Genomic DNA, 21,740 nt, shown 5'->3' with positions numbered 1-21,740 from the left:
GCGCCTAGCCCCTCGAGGTCAAATAACCTGCCAGTTAAAAAAGTGATAAACCTACTTTTTTCCTGTCAGAACATTTGCATGTCGGGGCTTAGCAAGGCGCTTCCGCTTTTCTATGCCATCGCTTTCGCTTTTTCAACAACTTCTTCAATACGTCCAACAAGACGGAATGCATCTTCTGGAAGATCATCGTACTTACCATCAAGGATTTCTTTGAACCCTTGAATTGTTTCTTTAACTGGTACGTAAGAACCTGGTTGTCCAGTGAATTGCTCAGCAACGTGGAAGTTTTGTGATAAGAAGAATTGAATACGACGAGCACGGTGTACGATTAGCTTGTCATCTTCAGATAATTCATCCATCCCTAAGATGGCGATAATATCTTGTAATTCTTTATACTTTTGTAGTGTTTGCTGAACACGACGAGCCACTTCATAGTGCTCTTTACCAACAATTTCAGGAGCAAGTGCTCTTGAAGTTGAAGCAAGCGGATCTACCGCAGGGTAAATACCCATTTCTGATAGCTTACGCTCAAGGTTTGTTGTTGCATCTAAGTGAGCGAAAGCTGTAGCAGGAGCCGGATCCGTATAGTCATCGGCAGGTACATAGATCGCTTGGATCGATGTTACAGAACCTGTTTTTGTTGATGTGATACGCTCTTGAAGCTGACCCATTTCTGTTGCTAGAGTTGGCTGATAACCTACCGCTGAAGGCATACGGCCCAGAAGGGCTGATACTTCAGAACCTGCTTGTGTAAAGCGGAAGATATTATCGATAAATAATAATACGTCTGCACCTTGATCATCACGGAAATATTCTGCCATTGTTAAACCAGTTAAGGCTACACGCATACGTGCTCCAGGTGGCTCATTCATCTGACCGAATACCATCGCCGTTTTCTTAATAACTCCAGAATCACTCATCTCGTGGAAAAGGTCATTTCCTTCACGAGTACGCTCACCTACACCTGCGAATACTGAAATACCGCCATGCTCTTGAGCGATGTTATTGATTAATTCCTGGATTAATACTGTTTTACCTACACCGGCACCACCGAATAAACCAATCTTACCACCCTTAATATAAGGAGCTAGTAAGTCTACAACTTTAATTCCTGTTTCAAGAATTTCTGTTGTAGTTGATAGTTCTTCATATTTAGGTGCAGATCTATGGATCGGGTCTCTTCTTACATTGGCCGGAACCGGCTCATCTAAGTCGATGTTTTCTCCTAATACGTTAAACACACGACCTAACGTTACTTCACCTACTGGTACTGAAATTGGTGCACCTGTATTGATTACTTCCAATCCACGGACAACTCCGTCTGTAGAAGCCATCGCAACTGTACGAACTGAATCGTCACCTAAGTGAAGAGCAACTTCTAATGTTAACTCGATATCAACTTCACCAGCATTTTGTGCTTTGTGAGAGATCTTTAAAGCGTTATAAATCTCAGGTAGTTCACCGCGGTTGAACTTTACGTCAACAACAGGTCCCATTACTTGAGTTACGCGTCCTTTGTTCATAATTTTTCCTCCTAACTTCCATTCAAGCAGAGATAAGGTTATTCAAGGGCCGCCGCTCCACCAACAATTTCTGTAATCTCTTGTGTGATTGCAGCTTGTCGGGCACGGTTATATTTGAGTGTAAGGTCATCAATAAGCGCACCAGCATTGTCTGTTGCCGAGCTCATTGCAGTCATCCTTGCACCGAATTCACTTGCTTTTGCATCAAGAAGCGCACCAAAGATTAAGCTTTCCGCATAATGTGGTAATAGCTGTTCTAGGATTACATCTTCATCTGGTTCGTAAATATATTCTGGAGTTGCTGCGTCTGATGATAGTTCAGTTAACGGTAACAGCTTAGTTTCTGTTACGTCTTGTTTAATCGGGCTGACAAAGTGATTGTAATAGACAAACAATTCGTCAAAGATTTCATCAGTAAACATTTGAACTGTTGTGCTTGCGATATTTTTAATATCTGCATACGTAGGGTTATCGGATAATCCAACGATTTCCTGAATTATTGGCATTCTGCGTTTCTTGAAAAAATCGCGGCCAATACGTCCCATCACAATTAAACCGTACTCATCAGGTGATTGATGACGTTCCTTAATCATGTTCATTACAGCACGAAGTATTGAACTGTTATAAGCACCAGCTAAACCACGATCAGACGTAATAACGATATAACCTGTTTTATTTACTGGGCGTTTCTGCATCATCGGATGTGTTTTTTCTGAACTGCCACCAGCAATAGAGACAACAACATCACGAATTTTATCAGTATAAGGCTGAAAGTTTTGGGCCTTCAGTTGCGCTTTGTTAAGCTTAGCAGCAGACACCATTTGCATCGCCTTTGTAATTTGCTTCGTCTTCTTTGTAGATGTAATTCTATTTTTAATATCTCTTAAAGAAGCCATGTTCCGTTCACCACCTTTATTCTAAACTGGTATCCCATTTTTAGAGGATTTCAAAAAGCAATTCCTACCTTTTGATCAGCTCTACTATTTTGAACTTACGAAGTTTTTCTTAAATGCTTCAATTGCAGCCTTCAGTTCAGTTTCGTCAGGCAGTTTACCAGTTGAACGGATTTGCTCTAGTAGATTTTTGTTGTTGTGATCGAAGTGCGTGTAAAGTTCTTCTTCAAAACGTTTCACATCTTCTATTGCGATATCGTCTATGAAACCTTTCGTTAACGCAAATAGAATTAGTACTTGTTTCTCAACAGCAAGTGGCTCATGTAGGCCTTGCTTTAGTACTTCAACTGTACGTGCACCACGGTTAAGCTTCGCTTGTGTCGCTTTATCTAAGTCTGAACCGAACTGCGCGAATGCTTCTAATTCGCGGTAAGATGCTAAGTCTAGACGTAGTGTACCAGCAACTTTTTTCATTGCGTTAATTTGAGCAGAACCCCCTACACGAGATACTGAAAGACCTGCGTTAACCGCTGGACGTACCCCTGAGAAGAAAAGATCTGATTGTAAGAATATTTGTCCATCTGTGATTGAGATAACGTTTGTTGGAATATACGCAGAAACGTCACCTGCTTGTGTTTCGATGAATGGTAGTGCAGTTAATGAACCGCCACCCTTTGCATCACTTAACTTAGCTGCACGCTCTAATAAACGTGAGTGTAAGTAGAATACATCCCCTGGATATGCTTCACGACCTGGAGGACGACGAAGTAATAATGAAAGCTCACGGTAAGCAGATGCTTGTTTTGTTAAATCATCATAAATAACTAAAACATGCTTACCATTGTACATGAAGTGCTCGCCCATCGTTACCCCAGCGTAAGGTGCTAAGAATAATAATGGTGCTGGTTGAGACGCACTCGCTGTAACAACAATTGTGTAATCAAGGGCACCTTGTTGGCGAAGTGTTTCAACAACACCTGCAACTGTAGATTCCTTTTGTCCAATCGCAACATAGATACAAATCATATTTTCATTCTTTTGGTTAATAATTGTATCAATAGCGATTGCTGTTTTACCTGTTTGGCGGTCTCCGATAATTAACTCACGCTGACCACGACCAATTGGAATTAAAGAGTCGATCGCTTTAATTCCTGTTTGAAGTGGCTCGTGAACTGATTTACGATCCATTACTCCAGGAGCATTGTATTCAATTGGACGAGTTTCAGTTGTTTCAATTGGTCCTAAACCATCAACAGGTTGACCTAAAGAGTTAACTACACGACCAAGAAGTGCTTCACCTACAGGAACCTCCATGATACGGCCTGTTCTTTTTACCTCATCACCTTCACGAATATCTGTGTAAGGGCCAAGAATAATAATCCCGACAGCATTTTCCTCTAGGTTTTGAGCCATACCCATTACACCATTAGAAAACTCAAGAAGCTCTCCAGCCATCGCATTTTCTAAACCGTGTGCTAATGCAATACCATCCCCAACTTGGATAACGGTACCGACATCATTAATTTCAACTTCAGACTGATAGTCTTCAATTTGCTTTTTTATAATTAAGCTAATTTCATCAGCTTTGATGCTCATATCCTTCACCCCTATCTACTAACGTTTTCCAGAAATCATACGACGTTCAATACGTCTTAGTTGGTTTAAAACGCTTCCATCATATATACGATCACCAATACGGACTTTAAAACCGCCGATTAATTCAGGATCAACGATATTATTAATGGTAAGTCTCCCTTTTCCAGATATTTTTGAAAAAGTTGCTTCAAAAGCAATCTTTTCAACATCTGTAAGTGGCTTAGCAGTATATACTTTCGCTTCTGCAACACCTTGCTCTTCGTTTGTAAGCTTCAAGAATTCTTCTACCATTTTAAAAAGAATCCCCTCACGCTTTTTGTCGATGAGAAGGAATAATGTATTTAGCAACGTATCACTAATTTGCCCTTGAAAGCTTGCTCTCACAAGATCTTTCTTTTCGTTTAGCGACACTTTCGGATGTTTGAAGAACGTATCAAATAGATTGGTATTTTTTACGACTTCACTTACAACCTTCAACTCTTCTGTCGTTTGAGCTACCGTATTTTGCTCTTTTGCTAGTTCAAATACAGCTATAGCATACCTTTTTGCTACGTGATCTTGTTTCATAGATCTTCGCCTACTTCTTTAAGGTAATCTTCGATAAGCTTAGATTGAGCCTTCTCGTCAAGTTCCTTCTCGATCACTTTTGTTGCTACTAAAACAGAAAGAGACGCAACTTGCTCGCGTAATGCCGAAACAGCTTGTTCTTTTTCTCTTTTAATTTCAGCTAATGCTGCTTCCTTCATTCTTTCAGTGTCAACTTTAGCTGATTTAATCATCTCTTCTGTTTGTTGCTCAGAAAGTTTTTTCGCGTTTGCAATAATACTTTGAGCTTCAGTACGAGCTTTTTGAATTTCTTCACGTTGTTCTACTAAGTATTTTTCTGCTTCTTCACGGTTTCTTTCTGCAGAAGTAATTTGATTTGCAATATGCTCCTCACGCTTTTGCATCATCGCAATGATTGGCCCAAAAGCGAACTTTTTAAGTAACATAAGGAGAATCAAGAATACTACTAGTTGATAGACCGCGTTGATCCAAGGAATATTTGTAAACAAAACATTCTCCTCCTTTTCTAATCTTACATAAGGAATGGCGAAGATTGATCAATAGTAACCTTCTCCGCCATTTTTTTAAAAATTAAAAGATTAAGCGTTACCTAAGATTAAGAATGAGATAACGATTGCAAGGATAGGAAGTGCCTCTGCTAATGGAACACCAATGAACATGATTGTTTGAAGTGAACCTTTGATTTCCGGTTGACGAGTAACTCCTTCTAAAGTAGCACGAACGATGATTGCTACCCCAAATGCCCCTGCGATTGCTGCTAATGCTGCTACGATTGCCGCTGATAAAAATACCATGAAAAAATCCTCCTTTAAGATATGAAAAATTAGTTTTTTTTATTATTACGCCCTGAATGAACAAGACAAATGGAAAAACAATGTTATACAAGCTTTGTTGCTAACTTTAATGATCTTCACTGACTTTATGTGACATATATACCATCGTCAACATACAGAAGATGAACGCTTGAAGTGAACCAATGAAAATACTAAATGCTTGCCAAATCATAAGCGGTATTGCTGTACCAAATGCCAGCAAAAAGCCACCCGTTCCTAGACCTACCAGCATCATCATTAGAACTTCTTTTGCATAAATGTTACCGAAAAGACGCATTCCAAGCGTTAGTGTGTTAGAAAAATCCTCAATAATCTTGAACGGAAATAAGAATGGTACCGGACGGAAATAGTCCTTCCCGTATTCTTTAGGACCTTTAAGCTTAATGCCATAGTAATGGGTTAACAGAATGACAAATGCCGCTAAGGACAACGTCAATACTGGGTCTGATGTCGGTGATTTCCACCATACTTCATAAACACCCTCAGCAATCTTTGACTTAATCTCGAAAGGAACACCCAACATGTTGGCGACAAATACATACAAAATAATTGTTAAGCCAAGCATGACAAAGTTCTTTCCGACTTTCCAGTCCATATTACTATTAATAATGTTCTTAACAAAATCAACTAGCCATTCTAAAGCATTTTGTGCACCTGTTGGTTTCATTTGAATTCTACGCGACATAAAAAAACAAACAAAAAAGACAATTGCTGCCGCTACCGTTGTCATTAAAATACTAGACATATTGACGTCAAGACCGAATATTTCCCTCATGGGAGGTTTTGTTACCAATTCGTTTCACCTCTTTTCATACTATAGATGTTTAAGTTGAAATAATGAATTAACTAATATGATGATATAGGTTAGCATTAAACCTATGACCACACTTATAAAGTGGAATTTATCGGGGTATTGGATCGCGATATACACTGCGCCTAACACTAGAGCAAAACGAAATAGGGTTCCTAACGATAACTTTGCTCGTCCGATTTCCATCGATTCGCCTAACCTTTTCACTTGAAAATATGTACTCCATAAATTGCTCAAGCTGATGACAGAACCTAACAAAAGCCCAAGAAAAATGGAAGTGTATGTAGTTGTAAAGGCTAAAACCACGAAGAAACCCATAATAATAGCTGCATATACTGTATAGCGCTTAGTTAAAGATATATAGTCCACGATTACCAATCTTCTCCTTAGAGAAACAGATGCTACTAGCCTTGTTCCCCTTGATCTCTCATTGATCCTGTCCCTTAAAAAAATGCTTTACAGCGATAACAACCCCGTAAGTACCAGTTCCAAGGCCTATAAAAAGTCCAATAATGAGAAATACTGATTTTGTTTCAAAGTAGTTGTCAAGCCATCTACCACCAAAAACACCTACTAGTATCGAACCTAGCAAATAGGAACTAATCGTAGACATAAGGGCAAGTGATCTCATTGTTTGTTTAAAGCGTTCAGGATTTTGCATAAATACCCCTTATTTATGTTCGAAGTATAAATTGAAAAACTTTAAACTACACTCTAAACATTGAAAAACTGTTATGTAACAAATGGAAGTACTATGCAGAGAGAGTTCTTAATGTAAACCCTATCATTATGTCCTTTGTAATCGTACAATAGGGTCTAACATCTGTCAACGGATTTACAAAATAAAAAAAATTAAGTTAACTTTATTTGCACAGTGCTAACTCCCATTCTAAAATAGGACAATTCGGTGAAAAAAGTTTACTATTTCACAAAATCATTATAACTTATATTGACAAGAAATGTTCAACATATGCAACATTTTTTTTGTGGTAAATGTTTGAAATTAAAAATACGGTAAAAACCATAACTCTATTTTAATTAAACATTGTGCCTAACCACAAATTTTAAGCAGTTTTTTATGCAGAATGCTACTTTAACAACATAAATAGCATTCTGCTTCTTAACCTTATCTAATATGCATGTTATGCCCAGATATTTTCTCTATATCCTCACCGATATAAATTGTTGTTTCAATAAGATCTTCTTTTCCTTCTTTCATGGCGTAAACGAGTGTTTTATAAATACCTTCCTCAAGTTGTAAATCATCTAATTCTACTTCGAGTAGACCGCGATCAACATCTTCTTTTACATCTAGATATTTAATAAATTGGAACGTGTCAGGATCGTACAGGGCAATACCGACTTCTTCCGCTCCCCCCGGCAAATAAATTTCGTAACGATATTCGCCTTCCTCATCGCCAAACTCAAATGAGAATGCCATTAGACGAGGGTAGTTCGGTTCTTCAATAAAAAACATGTATGGAACGCGAACCGGGTCTCTACCACCTTCAACGACAAACTCACCGTAATGAATACCTGATTGAAAAACAGCTGGTAAGATGTCGATCGTGACCGGGACTTGCTTTTCTTCACCCGGTTTCAATGTAATAGAAAAAGGTACCTTCCATTGAATTCCGTCTGGGACGATAAAAGGCGGCTTAACGTGATATGTCCGCGTTCTTTGAGATGTGTTTTTGATGGTTATCTCTACTTCTTTTAAATGCCTCGATTGCTCCCTTGTCCATTTCCCAAATCCAACTGTCCCTGGGTATACTAGCGTCTCAGCTTGCACTGCCTTTCCTACTTGAATACGACCTGTTCCTTGTTCATGCGGAGAGTACGGCTTCCCTTCCTTATCTTCAATAGGTTTTGCTGTATTCATAATTGCTGCTTTTATTTCATCAGGAGTCCAATCTGGATGAGCTTGTTTAACTAAAGCAGCTGTTCCTGCGACATGCGGCGCAGACATACTCGTTCCGTTTAACCCTAAGTACCCTTTAGGTATCGTACTATCAATTGCAACACCAGGCGCAACAACATCAGGCTTTACCCCCCACGTGTGGGTAACTGGTCCTCTTGAACTAAATGGGGCAATTTGATCTTCTTCCTTTCGATAGATCGTGCGCAGATAATTACTCTCCTTTAGATCAACCTTGTCTTTTAGCCATTCACCATCTTCTTTTGAAATCGAAACTACAGGAATATCTAACTGCATTTCTAGTGCACCCATAAATGGCCCTGGCGTATTGTTGTAAATAATGACACCTCTAGCACCAGCAAGTTGGGCAGTTTTTGCCTTTTCAACAAAAGGAATTACACCTCTTTTAACAAGCACAAGTTTATTTTTGACGTCTTTCATATCCTCAGTTCTACCGAGCCCTACTTCTTTAATAGGAATATCTCTTTTAAATGTCCAAGGCTTTGAACCTACCAACATATTCAGAGCTATTTCGCGATCTTCACTTTCATAAGTTAAATAAGGTACTTTTAATGGAGGTGTAGAAGCTCCTACAGAGATTGCTCTCAGTGATGTACCGGGTGATCCTACTGTCCACATATTTGGACCACTATTACCATTAGACGTCACGGCTATTACACCTTTTTCAACTGCTTTATCTAAAGCAATACTCGTTGGCCAATCAGGACCGTTCACCGTATTGCCTAAAGAAAGATTGATTATGTCAACGCCATCGTCCACTGCTTTCTCAATGGCTTCGATAACCTGTTCTGTCGTCCCTTTTCCACCGGGACCTAAGGCTCTATAGGCATATATTTCAGCTTCCGGAGCAACGCCTTTTATTTTCCCATTCGCAGCAATAATACCAGCTACGTGAGTACCATGGATGGTAGAAAGACCTTGCTCCTTCGTCGTCTCCATCGGGTCTCCATCTTGGTCAACGACGTCGTATCCACCCTTGAAATTTTTCTTTAAGTCTGGGTGTTCGTAATCAATGCCAGTATCTATAACTGCAATTTTTATCCCTTTACCGGTTAGGCGTTGCCCTTTTTTATCTAACTTGCCTCGGATTTTGTCACCACCAATGAACGGCACACTTTCATCCAATGTTACTTCATATGTTCGTAATGGATCGATTCGTTTAATGCCTGCAATCTTTTCAAGCACTTCAATATCCTGCTTTTGTATTCCTAAAGAAAAACCGGTAAATAGCGACTGAAATATTTTTCGAAGTTGGCTATTAGGAAGTTCTCGTTCAATCTGGGTCAATATCTCATTTGGATTTCCCTCGACCTCTACCATAACGACTGTCTCTTCTTCGCCATTTCCTTTGTTTGTTGGAGGGCGTTCTGGAAAAGTTGCCGCTAAAACTTGTTGTATAAAGCTAACTGTAAATATCAAGGTCAATAATAATATTTTTTTCATCCGATTCCGTTTTTCCCTCCCTGTTTTTATTGAATTTCAAGTATTTTTAGTGCACTTAGATAGTTAAGTAAAACCGTGTAGTAGCTAATTTCTTAAAAGCATGAAAATCATTCCTTTTGTATAATTAGCTTTTTTAGCGTTCCACATTATGACAAAAACATGCGAATGTTTTACTCGGTAAGGACTTCCTAATACAAAGTACTCAGAAAAAGAACAAAGCACAAACGCCCTAGTATGCCCCGACAATTCTGTCAAGCATCTTAAAACATATAAGATCCTAAAAAAACAAAAAGATCTGCACCGCTTTTAGGAAGCGAGATACAGATCTTTTATTAATATAGTTGATATACATATTCCTTTTAAAAAATGGAATAGATTTACTTTGTTCCGAATAAACGATCTCCAGCGTCACCTAAGCCTGGGACGATGTATCCTTTTTCATTTAACTTTTCATCCATTGCCGCTAAATAAATATCTACATCCGGGTGTTCCTTTTGGACAACTTCTACACCCTCTGGAGCAGCTATTAAACACATCAATTTAATATTCTTGGCACCACGTTTTTTTAATGAGTTGATGGCTTCTGCAGCTGATCCCCCTGTAGCAAGCATCGGGTCGATAACGATAAACTCTCGCTCCTCCACATCTGTTGGAAGCTTTACGTAATATTCTACCGGCTGTAATGTTTCAGGGTCACGATATAAGCCAACATGTCCAACTTTTGCAGCTGGGATTAACTTTAATATTCCATCTACCATCCCCAAACCTGCACGTAAAATAGGAACTAAACCTAATTTTTTCCCAGCGATCGTTTTTGACTTTGCCGGTCCGACTGGCGTTTCTACAGTTACATCTTTCAGGGGAAGATCACGAGTAATTTCAAATGCCATTAATGCCGCCACTTCGTCTACTAGTTCACGAAACTCCTTAGTCCCTGTACTCTTATCTCTAATGTACGTTAATTTGTGTTGAATTAATGGATGATCAAAAACAAATACCTTACTCATCTGCTACCCGCTCCTATTCTTTAGAGTTATGTACTATAAGTTAATATACCACGTTAACTCTTTTTTGCTCCTTGAAGATTTTACATAAAAAGTACGATAACTTCAAGAAATAATTAAAAAGTCTCCACATATTGTTGAAAATTCGCCGATTTACTCATCTTTTGTAGACTGATCATTGCATAACTTAACTTGTTAATTTATTTTTCTAAGAATTTACTAGCGAAAATCACTCACTTACTAGCCAAATCATGTGACTTTCTAGCCAAACGACAAAAAAGCACAAAGTTCGACAACTGACACTTTGTGCTTTTTTTATTTTTATAAATTTGGATATAAAGAATGTTTGCTCATGAGCGCAGCAACACGCTCTTTTGCTTCAGCAAGCTTTTCTTCATTTTCAATATTTTTTAACGTTAATGCAATAATTTCACCAATCTCGTCCATATCTTCTAACCCCAATCCACGGGATGTTACTGCTGCTGTACCGATGCGAATTCCGCTAGTAACAAATGGACTTTGTGGATCGAATGGAATGGTGTTCTTGTTTGTTGTAATACCAATATCATCTAAGGCTTTTTCAGCAACTTTTCCAGTCATCTCTAAGCTTCGTAAATCAAGAAGAACTAAGTGGTTGTCAGTTCCACCAGATACTAAATCAATTCCTTTTTCTACAAGCTTGTTCGCAAGACGATTTGCATTTTCAGCAACTCGCTCACCGTACTGTTTAAATTCAGGTTGAAGGACCTCACCTAATGCAACTGCTTTGGCTGCAATAACATGCATTAATGGACCACCTTGAATTCCAGGGAAAATTGACTTATCTATTTTCTTCGCCCATTCTTCTTTACATAAGATCATTCCACCACGAGGGCCACGGAGTGTTTTATGAGTTGTTGTTGTAACAAAATCAGCATATGGAATTGGATTTTCATGAACTCCAGCAGCAACAAGTCCTGCTATATGAGCCATGTCGACCATGAAGTAAGCACCAACTTCATCAGCGATTTCACGGAACTTCTTAAAATCAATCGCTCTTGGATAAGCACTTGCTCCAGCAACAATTAACTTAGGTTTATGTACTCTCGCTTTTTCTAGGACATCTTCATAATTTATTAGGTGCGTTACTTCATCAACCCCATATTCAACAAAGTTATATTGAACACCACTAAAGTTGACCGGGCTTCCATGAGTTAAGTGACCACCATGGGAAAGGTTCATTCCCAATACTGTATCGCCATGGTTTAAAATTGTAAAATAAACAGCCATATTTGCTTGAGCACCTGAATGTGGTTGAACGTTTACATGTTCAGCTCCAAAAATCTCCTTGGCACGGTCTCTTGCGATATCCTCAACGACATCAACATGTTCACACCCGCCATAATATCGCTTCCCAGGATAGCCCTCAGCATATTTATTTGTTAAGACTGAGCCTTGCGCTTCCATTACCGCTTCACTTACAAAGTTTTCCGATGCAATTAATTCAATTTTATCGCGTTGTCTTGATAATTCATCTTGCATTGCTTCATAAAGTTTTGGATCCTGATGCTTTAGACGTTCCATTTTACAATCCCCTTCCATACATTAAATCGTTAAAGAAATCTCACGTTCACTATTTTATCACATTTGATCATGATTTGAACTTGAAATTTTTGAAAAAGAAAAATTTTTAGTCACAATTACCTTCTTCTTCTTGCAATTCATAAACTGCTCTTACTCCCCCAATTAACTTAGGCCTTGTGATCGCTAACGTTAAATGAGCTTCACCAATCATTTTTATTTGGCTTCTTACAGGAACAGCGACATGTTTCAAGTGCATACCTATTAACGTATCACCTATATCTATCCCAGCATCCGCTTTAATAAATTCAACAACCGTAGGGTTTTCGAACTGCTGGTATGCATAAGCTGCCATCGAACCACCAGCTTTAGGAATAGGGATAACTGACACTTGTTCTAAATTATATTGTCTTTGTGTATTTTCTTCAACAACTAAGGCTCGGTTTAAATGTTCACAACACTGGAAAGCTAGCTGTACACCTGTTTTTTCCTGAAATAATTGTAATGCCCGAAAAATCACTTCAGCTACTTCTTTTGTTCCAGATGTACCGATGTGTTGGCCAACTACTTCACTTGTGCTCGTGCCAATGACTAAAACATGTTCTTTAGTGAATGCCATTTTATTATTTAAATCAACTAAGGCCTGATTAACCTGATCAAAAATTTGCCCTATAGAACTCAATTACAATCACCAACTTTTTATAGTTTTTAGTTTAGAACTTCGAGTTGTCTTAATTGCTCAAAGCACCTCTTTTAAAAAATTTGATACTACTAAATATCCACCAGACAGAGATTTCATCTCTAGCTGATGGATTTAAGAATTTTATTATTTTTCTAATAGGGTGATTTTTTCGACACGGCGAGCATGACGACCACCTAAAAACTCAGTTTCTAACCAAACTTTCGCAATATCTCTAGCTAAACCTGGCCCAATAACTCTTTCACCCATTGCTAATACATTGCTATCATTATGTTCTCTAGTTGCTTGTGCACTAAAAGTATCGTGGACAAGAGCACAACGAATGCCTCTTACTTTGTTCGCTGCAATACTCATACCAATTCCAGTGCCACAAATAAGGATGCCTCGATCAACTTCCTTGTTCGCTACCTTTTTTGCAACTGGTAATGCATAGTCAGGATAATCTACTGATTCCCCACAAGTACAGCCTAGATCCTCATATTGTATATTCATTTCATTCATAAGATCAATGATCTCAGCTTTAATATTAATGCCACCATGGTCTGAACTAATTGCTACTTTCATTTGACGCCCCTCTTCCAAAATTAAGTTGTAAATTTACCAATCGTTTTTTGTAGCTCACTAGCTTGGCTTGCTAAAACTTCGGCTGAAGACGCAATTTCTTGCATCACTGCCGCTTGCTCTTGAGTTGTAGAAGACACTTCTAAAGTTCCTGCAGATGTTTCCTCGGCAATCGCTGCTACTTCTTGCGATTCCTTTGTTGTCACTTTAATCGCTTGGCGCTGACGATTAATAATCTCTGTTATATCTTGAACAGCATTCGCTACTTCATTCACTGATTTAGTCATTTCTGCGATAGCTTCATTTGTATGTGAGCCTTTTTCAGCTTCCTTATTTGCTACCTCGACTTGTTTCGATATTTGCGAAACAACGTTAGCTACTTCATCCTGAATATTTTTGATTAAGCCAGAAATTCCTTGCACAGCTTTAGAACTCTCGTCTGCTAATTTACGCACTTCATCAGCAACAACAGCAAAACCTCTTCCTTGCTCACCAGCCCTCGCCGCCTCTATTGATGCATTTAGAGCAAGTAAGTTTGTTTGTTCAGCAATATCTCCGACTAAAGAGATAATCTCACCTACTTTTTTCGCATGCGATTCTAAACGGTTTACTACTGTTAATGAATTTTGGTTATCTTGTGCTAACTGATTAATTCCTGATACTAGCGTGTTAATCACTTGCTTACTCTCAGCTAATGTTTCTACCATTTCAATTGAAAGTTCTTTGGATACAACCGCTCGATCTTGAACTTGATCTGCTAACTGTGAAACATCTTCCATTAACTCTGCCGTTCTTTGAATGGCGCTAGCAGAGTTTTCTGCACCCGCCGCGATTTCATTAACTGTTCGTCCAATATTTTCAGCTTGATGAGCTGCTGATTGCGACGAATTTTTGATATTACTAACTTTTACATTTGTTAATTGGAAGTTTGTTTCAATATCGGAAACCATTCCACGTAAGTTTTGGACCATTTCTTGATACGCTAAGCCTAGCGCACGAATTTCATCATCAGATTTAGTGACATCTACATCGACACTAATATCACCACTAGCTACTTTCCTTGATGCTTCTTCGAGTCTCGTCAATGGTTTTGTAATAAAACCGGCACCGATATAGCCGAGGATTGCACACCAAATGACACCAAGGATCAGTGTAACACTTGTAAAGATATCCTCGTTAACACCAAGTCTAGTTCCTAAAACCTCACTCCAGTAAAAAATAAAAAAGGCACTCGTTCCATAAGTAATTGCAGCAACGGTAGTAATACCTACTACCAACTTTTTTCTTAGACTAAACGTATATTTCTTCTTTTTACTCATTACATGTGCCTCCGCTTTTTAGTGAAATTGTTTAGAGCCTAATAGACGCTGTACCTTACTTATCTTCATTTTCCTAATTTCCAGTTCGCCTTTAGTCATTAATATTTAATGCGTTTATAACTTTGTTAGCAGTTTATCAATGGCCTCCTCTATTTCTTTAGCCGTCCTTCTATAAACTTCTATTGAACCTCCGAATGGATCAGAGACATCAAAAGTAGGTAAGAGCTTTTCCAGCCTTTCAATTTGTTCACGCTCTTCTGTTAATAATTGTTGAAGTGATTTATTTAGATTATCGAGTTGTTTCTGGGCACCGATGTCTTGACGCTTACTCAATTCTTCTATTTCATCTTTATGTTTTTGAATAAATTGCGCTTGTTTCAGCTCCATTTCAACATAATGCTGTTGCAGCGTTCGGTATGTTTCCTCCAAATCCTTGTTGAAAGCGTATTCTTTTAACGTATATATTTTATCGACAAAAGCTGGGAATTGTTTAATTAAGGTTGCTTTATGACTTTCCGTCAACGTTAGGACAATATCAGCCCACTCTATCAATTGTTCATTTACTTGACTTGAAGAATGATTAAAAGAAATTCCTTTTTCAGCCAAAATCTTTAAAGTACCATCAGACGCCTTCATCCCCGGCAAAGCATTAACACCTGCTGATTTAACTTCAATATCCGGTCGCTTCTCTTTTAAAAGAGCTTGTGCGAGTGGGCTTCTACAAGTATTTCCCGTACACACGAAGAGGAACTTTTCCATTTCCCCACTTCCCTTCTGCTATAATGTTACAATGTTATACAAAATTATATAAGAGCTTTTTCATAATATCTTTAGGAAAAGACTTCCTTTTTAATAAAAGTGGTAAAAAGCTATGAAAAAATGTTAACAGCAATACTGCTGTTAACATTTACATTTTATCATAACTCATATATTTTATAACACATATGTTTTTTAAAGTGGCCATAAAAGTTTTATTCCAAACCCCAATAAAATAAAACCACCTAACAATTCTCCATAGACACCTATGTACCCCTGAACCTTTTTACCTATAATTAAACCTAACCATGACAAAGTCATACTCATAAAACCAAAACTCAACAAAGTAATGACCGTTTTTGCGCCGATCATTCCTAGACTAAGTCCAACCGAAAAACTATCAACACTTACACTTAACGCAAAAAGTAGAAGACCTATTCCTTGGGGTTGCAGTATTTTTTCATTATATTCATCTGAAAAAAGAGCAGAGTATAGCATCTGTAGCCCCAAAATTATTAGAAGTGCGCCACCGATCATAATAGCTAAAAATCCAAAATATTGCGTTAAAAATTTCCCTATAACAATTCCTAGAAATGGCATAATCACATGAAAAGCACCAATTGTGATTCCTATTTTAAAAATATGCTTATAGCGCAACCCTAGCATTCCCATTCCGATTGCTAAGGAGAAAGCATCCATGCCTAAGGCAAATGCCATAATACTAATCGTAATCAATTCATTCAACAAAAGGATCTCCCCCTAGTACATGCTACTCTACCCTATGCACGTCCAAGGAAAATTATTTCATTATTTAATACTTTAATTAGCGTCTAAATATTATTCGACAAAAAGCAAAGAACCCTCTATGCATTTCTAATGTGTCTTGCTATTCGTTAATAACATCGCCACCAGCAGCCTTCGTTAGACGGTTCATAACCGCCTTGCCGACACCTTGCTCTGAAAACGTCTCACTAAAAATAACGTCAAGGTCATATTCATCAAACTTCCTTAAAACTTGATAGAGATTTAAGGCTACTGACGATAAATCAATCGTCGAACCACAAGACAGAATCACATCAGCTTGGTAAGTTTTATCATTTTCAACAGTAGTCAGTATTCCAACCTTTTTTCCTTTTTCTTTTGCAGATATTACTTGTTTTTGTAGAAAAGAAACACTTCCATCAACTAAATACAACTTCGCCTTTGGTGCATAGTGTTTGTATTTCAATCCAGGAGATTTTGGGGCTTGTCCATCTTCTTCAAGAGCTGGGTCAACAGCTACCAGACCAATTACTTTTTCAAGTTGTTCCCTTGACACACCACCCGGACGTAAAATCATCGGTATTTCAGCTGTACAATCTAATACTGTCGATTCAACTCCAACGCCTGTTGCTCCACCATCGACAATTCCAACAATTTTTCCAGCGAGATCATCATACACATGCTCAGCTGTCGTTGGACTAGGTTTTCCTGAAACATTGGCGCTCGGAGCCGCAATTGGCACATTCGCCTCACTTATTAAAGCAAGAGCAACTGGATGATTCGGCATGCGAACGCCAACTGTGGATAAACCAGCCGTAACGTTATCTGCAATCCCCTCTCCTTTTTTTAATACTAACGTTAAGGGGCCAGGCCAAAACGCTTTAATCAATGTATTGGCATGAGCGGGTATTTCATTAACAAGCTCTTGTAATTGCTCTAACTTAGCTATATGAACAATTAGCGGGTTATCACTTGGTCTACCTTTAGCTTGGAATATTTTCGCTACCGCTTCTGTAGAAAACGCATTAGCTCCTAAACCGTAAACAGTTTCTGTTGGAAATGCGATAACTTCATTTTTTCTTATCCACATAGCAGCCTCTTGAATTTGTGGATAATTCAAGTCAACATCTTCTACAATCCACTTCTTTGTCTCTACATAAGCCATCGTCATTACTCCTTAAATCTAGATTATCTTCATTTTATCGCAATATTTTTTCTATTCTCGTAATGAAAAACCTTACTTTCTATTGTTTTTGTAACAACCTACCGATGTCTTTTGAAAAAAAAAAATTCAATCACAATATACAATATTTTTAATGAAAAAAATAGTTATCCACGGATGTGGATAACCTGTTGATAATTTAAAACAGTTTGAAATAATGATTATGTTACTAAATTTACTTTATTATATAACTGTTTGTCCACAACTATTTCATCTTAGATATCAGCTGTGGATAAGGCCATTACTTTCGTAACACCTTCTACGTATTGAGCAAAATGTTCTGACAGCTTTAAGTGTTCAGGAATTTCGTTTTCTTCAAGGATCTTAAAACCAATATACTCAAAAAACGGCATTGAAGAATTTGTTAATAAATACAATGTCTCATATCCTTTTTGTTTGCCATAAGCAACTGCTAATTCGATGAAATCTAAGCCAATTTTTGCATTCCAACTTTCTGATGACATCACCAAAGACCGTAATAATCCGTCATTTTCAATCGGCTCAATCCCTACGGTTCCAATGATCTTTTTGTCTGGGTCTTCTACAACAAGAAAGTTATCAATATTATCCTCAATTCCTCGTTCAGATAAATTAGCTTTCGCTAATAAGTGCTGGATCGGTAACAAATCTTTTTCTGTAGCTATTCTTATCACGATTCCCATTCCTTCTCCTCCTACAAAATGGCTTGTACTACCATCTTATGAGAAGAAACTCGTAAATATCACTTTTTTATAGAATAACAGTAAGTAAAATAGACTATCAGCACCACAAGAACATAACTACTAACATTTATCCAAACATAAAATTCTTGATTGTATGAAAAACTTCAACTACAAAAAATCGCACTTCAGTTTCTACTTCCTCGCCATCTTGCTCAGCTTCAGCAGCATCACCATTAGCAAAGTCGATAAAACATAGTGGTGGGAATAGAACACACCACCAATTTTCACCTTTCCCTTCACCAATTGTAATTAAAACAGCTTCATACAACCCAGCCGGGTAAACAACATTGCCATAAAGCTTTGTTGGAAATTGCACTTCGTCAAACTCTACAGTAAAGCTGTCACTAACACCAATTCTAGCAAGTTCAGATGCAACAATTAATTCAATTTTTTCAAGCTGAGATTCAATCACATCTCTGGCATATTCAATAGACTCTAATTCTGTTACCCAATTTGTAATTTCTGCATTTACTTGATCGCGAATTTCTCGTTTTAACCACTGATCCTTCGGCGAGTCGCTATTAGCTAGAATTCGAAGGCGAATTGCCTCCTCAGGAATGGCCACCATATTTGCGGCAGCGACAGACATACTCCTTTGAGCCTCCCAGCTCATTACTAACACTAGTAAACTAGTAAATATATAAACAATAGCTTTTTGATTTAATCTCATTTTCATCCCCCACCCTTTCAATAATACAAGTGTGGACAAGATTAAGAGATTATAAACATATTTAATTATTTTTTTGGTAGAGTGTTGAATTTTCAGTGAGGCTAGTTTTACTTGTGCCCTACCACTATTAAAATCAACACTCTAATTGCTACACGATTGTTGCAAATACCATTCGGTCCTTACCGTTAATATCAAAAACGATTTCTGTAAAAGCATCAGGAAATTGGATTTTAATAAGTTGTTCAACTCGTTGACTTTGCCCGACACCGACCTCAAAAGCAATTATCCCTTTTTTATTTAAAACAGCTGGAATTTGTGCGATTAACTTTTCATAAAGCTCATAGCCTGAACTACCACCTACTAATGCTAGTGTTGGTTCATAATCTCGAACGTTTTTAGCTAGCAATTGAAAATCCGCTTCTGATATATATGGTGGATTAGAGATTACAACGTCAACCTTTGTTTTTGTTATAAGCAGAGGTTGAAGTAAGTCACCTTCAATAAATTGTACATTTGCAGCTAAGTTTGCCGCGTTTTTCTTAGCAACTTCGATCGCTAGAGCGGAAATATCAACAGTTGCGACATTTAGTTTTTGACTTTCTAACGCTAAGGTAATCGCAATAGCACCACTACCTGTTCCGATATCGACAACATCGATCGTAGAATGATTAGGAAATACCTTTTCTATCCGTTGGAAAAGACCTAGAACTAACTCCTCCGTTTCTGGACGGGGAATTAACACATTTCCGTTAACAAGAAAGCGTCTCCCATAAAAGTCTTCGACACCTGTTATATGTTGGACAGGTGTACCCTCTGCTACTTTATATAATGCGTCTTTAAACGCCTGTTCAATTTCTAAAGGGAGTTCATCTTGAAGCATCCCAAAAAGCTGTGAGCGGTCAACATTAAGCAAATGCTTTAATAAAATTTCTGCTATCGGATGTTCGAGACCATGTTCAGTTAAAAAAGAAGAAGCCCAGCGGAGGGCTTCGTAAATTTTAATCAATTGCATAGCCATTACTCGTCCGCCTGATTCATTAAGCTTGCTTGCTCTTCTACAACTAATGCATCGATGATTTCATCAAGTTTCCCTTGCAGAATTTGATCTAACTTTTGTAAAGTTAAACCAATCCGGTGATCAGTCACGCGACTTTGCGGGAAGTTATAGGTACGAATACGTTCTGATCGATCTCCCGTACCAACAGCTGACTTTCTAACTTCATCATATTCTGCTTGTTGCTCTTGTTGCATTTTATCAAAGATGCGGGCTCTTAATACCTTCATCGCTTTATCTTTGTTTTTATGTTGAGATTTCTCGTCCTGACACGTAACAACCGTATTTGTTGGAATATGCACGACACGTACAGCCGATGCAGTTGTATTAACACTTTGCCCACCAGCTCCACTAGAACAAAACGTATCAACGCGAATATCTTTATCATGAATTTCTAATTCAACATCTTCAGCCTCTGGTAAAACAGCTACTGTAGCTGTTGATGTGTGAATGCGGCCACCTGATTCAGTTGTCGGTACACGTTGAACTCGGTGAGCACCGTTTTCATATTTAAGTTTAGAATAGGCACCTGCACCATTGATCATAAAAATAATTTCTTTATAGCCACCAATTTCTGTATAGTTGGCTTCAATTACTTCTGTCTTCCAACCTCTGGCTTCTGCAAAGCGAGAATACATTTTGTATAAATCACCTGCAAATAATGCAGCTTCATCGCCACCAGCAGCACCACGTATTTCTACAATAACGTTTTTATCGTCATTAGGGTCTTTTGGTAGTAAGAGTACTTTTAGCCTTTTTTCTAGCTCTTCTTTTTGCTCTTCAAGCTCACTAATTTCCATTTTAACCATTTCATACATGTCGTCATCTAACTTTTCTTCGAACATAGACTTAGCGTCTCTATATTGAGTAACAACTTCTTTATATTCCTTATATGCTTGCACTGTATCTGTTAAATCGGATTGTTCTTTCGAATATTCACGAAGTTTTTTCGAATCATTAATAACGTCTGGATCACTTAAAAGCTCATTTAATCTTTCGTAACGATCTTCCAATGACTGTAATCGTTCAAACATGCTCATTCACCTCTTTTTATAGCATAACATTCTAATTATAGTACACCTGCTTTATATAGTCAAAGGTTCTATGTAGATAATCCATCACAAGTATCCGTCCGCCCATTATTGCTTCTACGATATACTAAGAATTTTTAACTCATTTTGAAATAGTGAAAGAGGTCGTCCAACTAGCGGAACTCGGCTACTTTATAGAAGTGTTTATACCTACACAATCTATCCAGAGTAGTCGAGGTGCTTTGGGACAACCTCCTTCTTTTAAGGATTAATACTTAAATGAATATCGTAGCGCTGCATCGCTTGTGTTAATACTTTCTGGAGTTGGGCTTGTTTTCGATCTCGTTCTTTCTTATCAGCTGCATCAAATCTGGCATTTACCCAAATGTCTTTACCAACGATGAATACCGATTCTGGGTGAGTTCCTTCTTGAAATAAGATGGTCCTTACCTTATTTTTATCGTCGCCAAAGTCTTGACGATGACGATCTAATGTTCGGAAGCTTGGTGTTTGATTGATCATCCCATCATATTGGTACTCATCGACATCATCACGAATAACGCCATAATTGATTGGACCCGGCCCTAATAAACCGTAAGCAACCTGTTTTGCATCCATTTGATTATTCTGGCCTGCCTCAAGCGGAGTAATTGGTGAACATGCGGAAATCATGAATAGAGCAGCTAGTAAGATACTCGCTTTTTTCATGAAAACACCTCCTACCAATAGCTTACCCAGTTCAAACAAATAATTTCGGCAACTACTTTGCCTTTA

The 21,740-nt window shown here is 38.0% G+C and carries 23 protein-coding genes; all 23 read right to left on the bottom strand.

What is annotated here, in order from left to right; genetic code table 11:
* Positions 1-110: 110 nt before the first annotated feature.
* The 23 genes from atpD to ACK4M9_RS14950 all read right to left on the bottom strand — a co-directional run bounded on the left by atpD (position 111) and on the right by ACK4M9_RS14950 (position 21,674).
* Positions 111-1,523, bottom strand: coding sequence for a F0F1 ATP synthase subunit beta (atpD, locus tag ACK4M9_RS15060; protein WP_409852184.1), 1,413 nt, complete (start codon positions 1,521-1,523; stop codon positions 111-113).
* A gap of 38 nt (positions 1,524-1,561) precedes the next feature.
* Positions 1,562-2,419 carry a F0F1 ATP synthase subunit gamma gene (locus tag ACK4M9_RS15055; protein WP_409852181.1) on the bottom strand — a complete coding sequence of 286 codons (858 nt, stop codon included), beginning with the start codon at positions 2,417-2,419 and terminating at the stop codon, positions 1,562-1,564.
* An 84-nt stretch (positions 2,420-2,503) separates the two neighbouring features.
* Entirely contained in the window at positions 2,504-4,012 is a 1,509-nt protein-coding gene (atpA, locus tag ACK4M9_RS15050; RefSeq protein WP_409852178.1) for a F0F1 ATP synthase subunit alpha, read from the bottom strand.
* Between the two features lie 18 nt (positions 4,013-4,030).
* A complete protein-coding gene (locus ACK4M9_RS15045) occupies positions 4,031-4,579 on the bottom strand; it encodes a F0F1 ATP synthase subunit delta (RefSeq protein ID WP_409852175.1) in 549 nt (182 codons plus the stop codon).
* The gene (gene atpF / locus ACK4M9_RS15040) at positions 4,576-5,067 is read right to left on the bottom strand and encodes a F0F1 ATP synthase subunit B (RefSeq protein WP_409852173.1); all 492 of its coding nucleotides are present in this window, start codon (positions 5,065-5,067) and stop codon (positions 4,576-4,578) included. The genes ACK4M9_RS15045 and atpF overlap by 4 nt, the downstream gene beginning before the upstream one ends.
* A gap of 90 nt (positions 5,068-5,157) precedes the next feature.
* Positions 5,158-5,373 carry a F0F1 ATP synthase subunit C gene (atpE, locus tag ACK4M9_RS15035; RefSeq protein WP_261180390.1) on the bottom strand — a complete coding sequence of 72 codons (216 nt, stop codon included), beginning with the start codon at positions 5,371-5,373 and terminating at the stop codon, positions 5,158-5,160.
* A 106-nt stretch (positions 5,374-5,479) separates the two neighbouring features.
* Positions 5,480-6,187, bottom strand: coding sequence for a F0F1 ATP synthase subunit A (atpB, locus tag ACK4M9_RS15030; RefSeq protein WP_409852247.1), 708 nt, complete (start codon positions 6,185-6,187; stop codon positions 5,480-5,482).
* A gap of 39 nt (positions 6,188-6,226) precedes the next feature.
* Positions 6,227-6,592, bottom strand: a complete 366-nt coding sequence (locus ACK4M9_RS15025) for an ATP synthase subunit I (protein WP_409852171.1) — start codon at positions 6,590-6,592, stop codon at positions 6,227-6,229.
* 58 nt (positions 6,593-6,650) lie between these two features.
* Complete coding sequence (locus tag ACK4M9_RS15020) at positions 6,651-6,884, bottom strand: AtpZ/AtpI family protein (protein ID WP_409852169.1); 234 nt, start codon at positions 6,882-6,884, stop codon at positions 6,651-6,653.
* Between the two features lie 465 nt (positions 6,885-7,349).
* A complete protein-coding gene (locus ACK4M9_RS15015) occupies positions 7,350-9,605 on the bottom strand; it encodes a S8 family serine peptidase (RefSeq protein WP_409852166.1) in 2,256 nt (751 codons plus the stop codon).
* Positions 9,606-9,982: 377 nt separating this feature from the next.
* Complete coding sequence (gene upp / locus ACK4M9_RS15010) at positions 9,983-10,612, bottom strand: uracil phosphoribosyltransferase (RefSeq protein ID WP_409852163.1); 630 nt, start codon at positions 10,610-10,612, stop codon at positions 9,983-9,985.
* A 318-nt stretch (positions 10,613-10,930) separates the two neighbouring features.
* Positions 10,931-12,172, bottom strand: a complete 1,242-nt coding sequence (locus ACK4M9_RS15005) for a serine hydroxymethyltransferase (protein WP_409852161.1) — start codon at positions 12,170-12,172, stop codon at positions 10,931-10,933.
* A 106-nt stretch (positions 12,173-12,278) separates the two neighbouring features.
* Positions 12,279-12,851, bottom strand: coding sequence for a TIGR01440 family protein (locus ACK4M9_RS15000; protein ID WP_409852158.1), 573 nt, complete (start codon positions 12,849-12,851; stop codon positions 12,279-12,281).
* 144 nt (positions 12,852-12,995) lie between these two features.
* The gene (rpiB, locus tag ACK4M9_RS14995; RefSeq protein WP_409852155.1) at positions 12,996-13,433 is read right to left on the bottom strand and encodes a ribose 5-phosphate isomerase B; all 438 of its coding nucleotides are present in this window, start codon (positions 13,431-13,433) and stop codon (positions 12,996-12,998) included.
* Between the two features lie 20 nt (positions 13,434-13,453).
* Complete coding sequence (locus tag ACK4M9_RS14990) at positions 13,454-14,749, bottom strand: methyl-accepting chemotaxis protein (protein ID WP_409852153.1); 1,296 nt, start codon at positions 14,747-14,749, stop codon at positions 13,454-13,456.
* A 114-nt stretch (positions 14,750-14,863) separates the two neighbouring features.
* Entirely contained in the window at positions 14,864-15,508 is a 645-nt protein-coding gene (locus ACK4M9_RS14985) for a low molecular weight protein arginine phosphatase (protein ID WP_409852150.1), read from the bottom strand.
* A 192-nt stretch (positions 15,509-15,700) separates the two neighbouring features.
* The gene (locus tag ACK4M9_RS14980; RefSeq protein ID WP_409852244.1) at positions 15,701-16,249 is read right to left on the bottom strand and encodes a manganese efflux pump MntP; all 549 of its coding nucleotides are present in this window, start codon (positions 16,247-16,249) and stop codon (positions 15,701-15,703) included.
* 142 nt (positions 16,250-16,391) lie between these two features.
* Positions 16,392-17,432: an L-threonylcarbamoyladenylate synthase gene (locus ACK4M9_RS14975; protein ID WP_409852147.1), complete on the bottom strand. Its 1,041-nt coding sequence runs from the start codon at positions 17,430-17,432 to the stop codon at positions 16,392-16,394.
* Between the two features lie 272 nt (positions 17,433-17,704).
* Entirely contained in the window at positions 17,705-18,151 is a 447-nt protein-coding gene (locus ACK4M9_RS14970; RefSeq protein WP_409852145.1) for a GNAT family N-acetyltransferase, read from the bottom strand.
* A gap of 127 nt (positions 18,152-18,278) precedes the next feature.
* Entirely contained in the window at positions 18,279-18,881 is a 603-nt protein-coding gene (gene spoIIR, locus ACK4M9_RS14965) for a stage II sporulation protein R (RefSeq protein WP_409852142.1), read from the bottom strand.
* A 148-nt stretch (positions 18,882-19,029) separates the two neighbouring features.
* Positions 19,030-19,884 (bottom strand): peptide chain release factor N(5)-glutamine methyltransferase, encoded by an 855-nt coding sequence (gene prmC, locus ACK4M9_RS14960; protein WP_409852241.1) that lies wholly within the window; start codon positions 19,882-19,884, stop codon positions 19,030-19,032.
* A 14-nt stretch (positions 19,885-19,898) separates the two neighbouring features.
* Positions 19,899-20,969: a peptide chain release factor 1 gene (gene prfA, locus ACK4M9_RS14955; protein ID WP_409852139.1), complete on the bottom strand. Its 1,071-nt coding sequence runs from the start codon at positions 20,967-20,969 to the stop codon at positions 19,899-19,901.
* A 258-nt stretch (positions 20,970-21,227) separates the two neighbouring features.
* Positions 21,228-21,674 (bottom strand): hypothetical protein, encoded by a 447-nt coding sequence (locus ACK4M9_RS14950; protein ID WP_409852136.1) that lies wholly within the window; start codon positions 21,672-21,674, stop codon positions 21,228-21,230.
* Between the last annotated feature and the right edge of the window lie 66 nt (positions 21,675-21,740).

Source organism: Anaerobacillus sp. (genome assembly GCF_046314235.1).
Lineage (GTDB): Bacteria > Bacillota > Bacilli > Bacillales > Anaerobacillaceae > Anaerobacillus.
The sequence above is the reverse complement of the archived record's forward strand: the minus strand, read 5'-3'. Positions and strand labels throughout refer to the sequence as shown.

Bases quoted from the DNA above. Each gene is read 5' to 3' on its own strand.
- rpiB (WP_409852155.1), bottom strand. From the start codon at position 13,433: ATGAAAGTAGCAATTAGTTCAGACCATGGTGGCATTAATATTAAAGCT.
- ACK4M9_RS15055 (WP_409852181.1), bottom strand. From the start codon at position 2,419: ATGGCTTCTTTAAGAGATATTAAAAATAGAATTACATCTACAAAGAAG.
- atpB (WP_409852247.1), bottom strand. From the start codon at position 6,187: ATGAGGGAAATATTCGGTCTTGACGTCAATATGTCTAGTATTTTAATG.
- ACK4M9_RS15045 (WP_409852175.1), bottom strand. From the start codon at position 4,579: ATGAAACAAGATCACGTAGCAAAAAGGTATGCTATAGCTGTATTTGAA.
- ACK4M9_RS14990 (WP_409852153.1), bottom strand. From the start codon at position 14,749: ATGAGTAAAAAGAAGAAATATACGTTTAGTCTAAGAAAAAAGTTGGTA.
- ACK4M9_RS15020 (WP_409852169.1), bottom strand. From the start codon at position 6,884: ATGCAAAATCCTGAACGCTTTAAACAAACAATGAGATCACTTGCCCTT.
- upp (WP_409852163.1), bottom strand. From the start codon at position 10,612: ATGAGTAAGGTATTTGTTTTTGATCATCCATTAATTCAACACAAATTA.
- ACK4M9_RS14985 (WP_409852150.1), bottom strand. From the start codon at position 15,508: ATGGAAAAGTTCCTCTTCGTGTGTACGGGAAATACTTGTAGAAGCCCA.
- atpD (WP_409852184.1), bottom strand. From the start codon at position 1,523: ATGAACAAAGGACGCGTAACTCAAGTAATGGGACCTGTTGTTGACGTA.
- atpA (WP_409852178.1), bottom strand. From the start codon at position 4,012: ATGAGCATCAAAGCTGATGAAATTAGCTTAATTATAAAAAAGCAAATT.
- atpE (WP_261180390.1), bottom strand. From the start codon at position 5,373: ATGGTATTTTTATCAGCGGCAATCGTAGCAGCATTAGCAGCAATCGCA.
- ACK4M9_RS14975 (WP_409852147.1), bottom strand. From the start codon at position 17,432: ATGGCTTATGTAGAGACAAAGAAGTGGATTGTAGAAGATGTTGACTTG.
- prfA (WP_409852139.1), bottom strand. From the start codon at position 20,969: ATGTTTGAACGATTACAGTCATTGGAAGATCGTTACGAAAGATTAAAT.
- ACK4M9_RS15015 (WP_409852166.1), bottom strand. From the start codon at position 9,605: ATGAAAAAAATATTATTATTGACCTTGATATTTACAGTTAGCTTTATA.
- ACK4M9_RS14950 (WP_409852136.1), bottom strand. From the start codon at position 21,674: ATGAAAAAAGCGAGTATCTTACTAGCTGCTCTATTCATGATTTCCGCA.
- ACK4M9_RS15005 (WP_409852161.1), bottom strand. From the start codon at position 12,172: ATGGAACGTCTAAAGCATCAGGATCCAAAACTTTATGAAGCAATGCAA.
- ACK4M9_RS14970 (WP_409852145.1), bottom strand. From the start codon at position 18,151: ATGGGAATCGTGATAAGAATAGCTACAGAAAAAGATTTGTTACCGATC.
- spoIIR (WP_409852142.1), bottom strand. From the start codon at position 18,881: ATGAGATTAAATCAAAAAGCTATTGTTTATATATTTACTAGTTTACTA.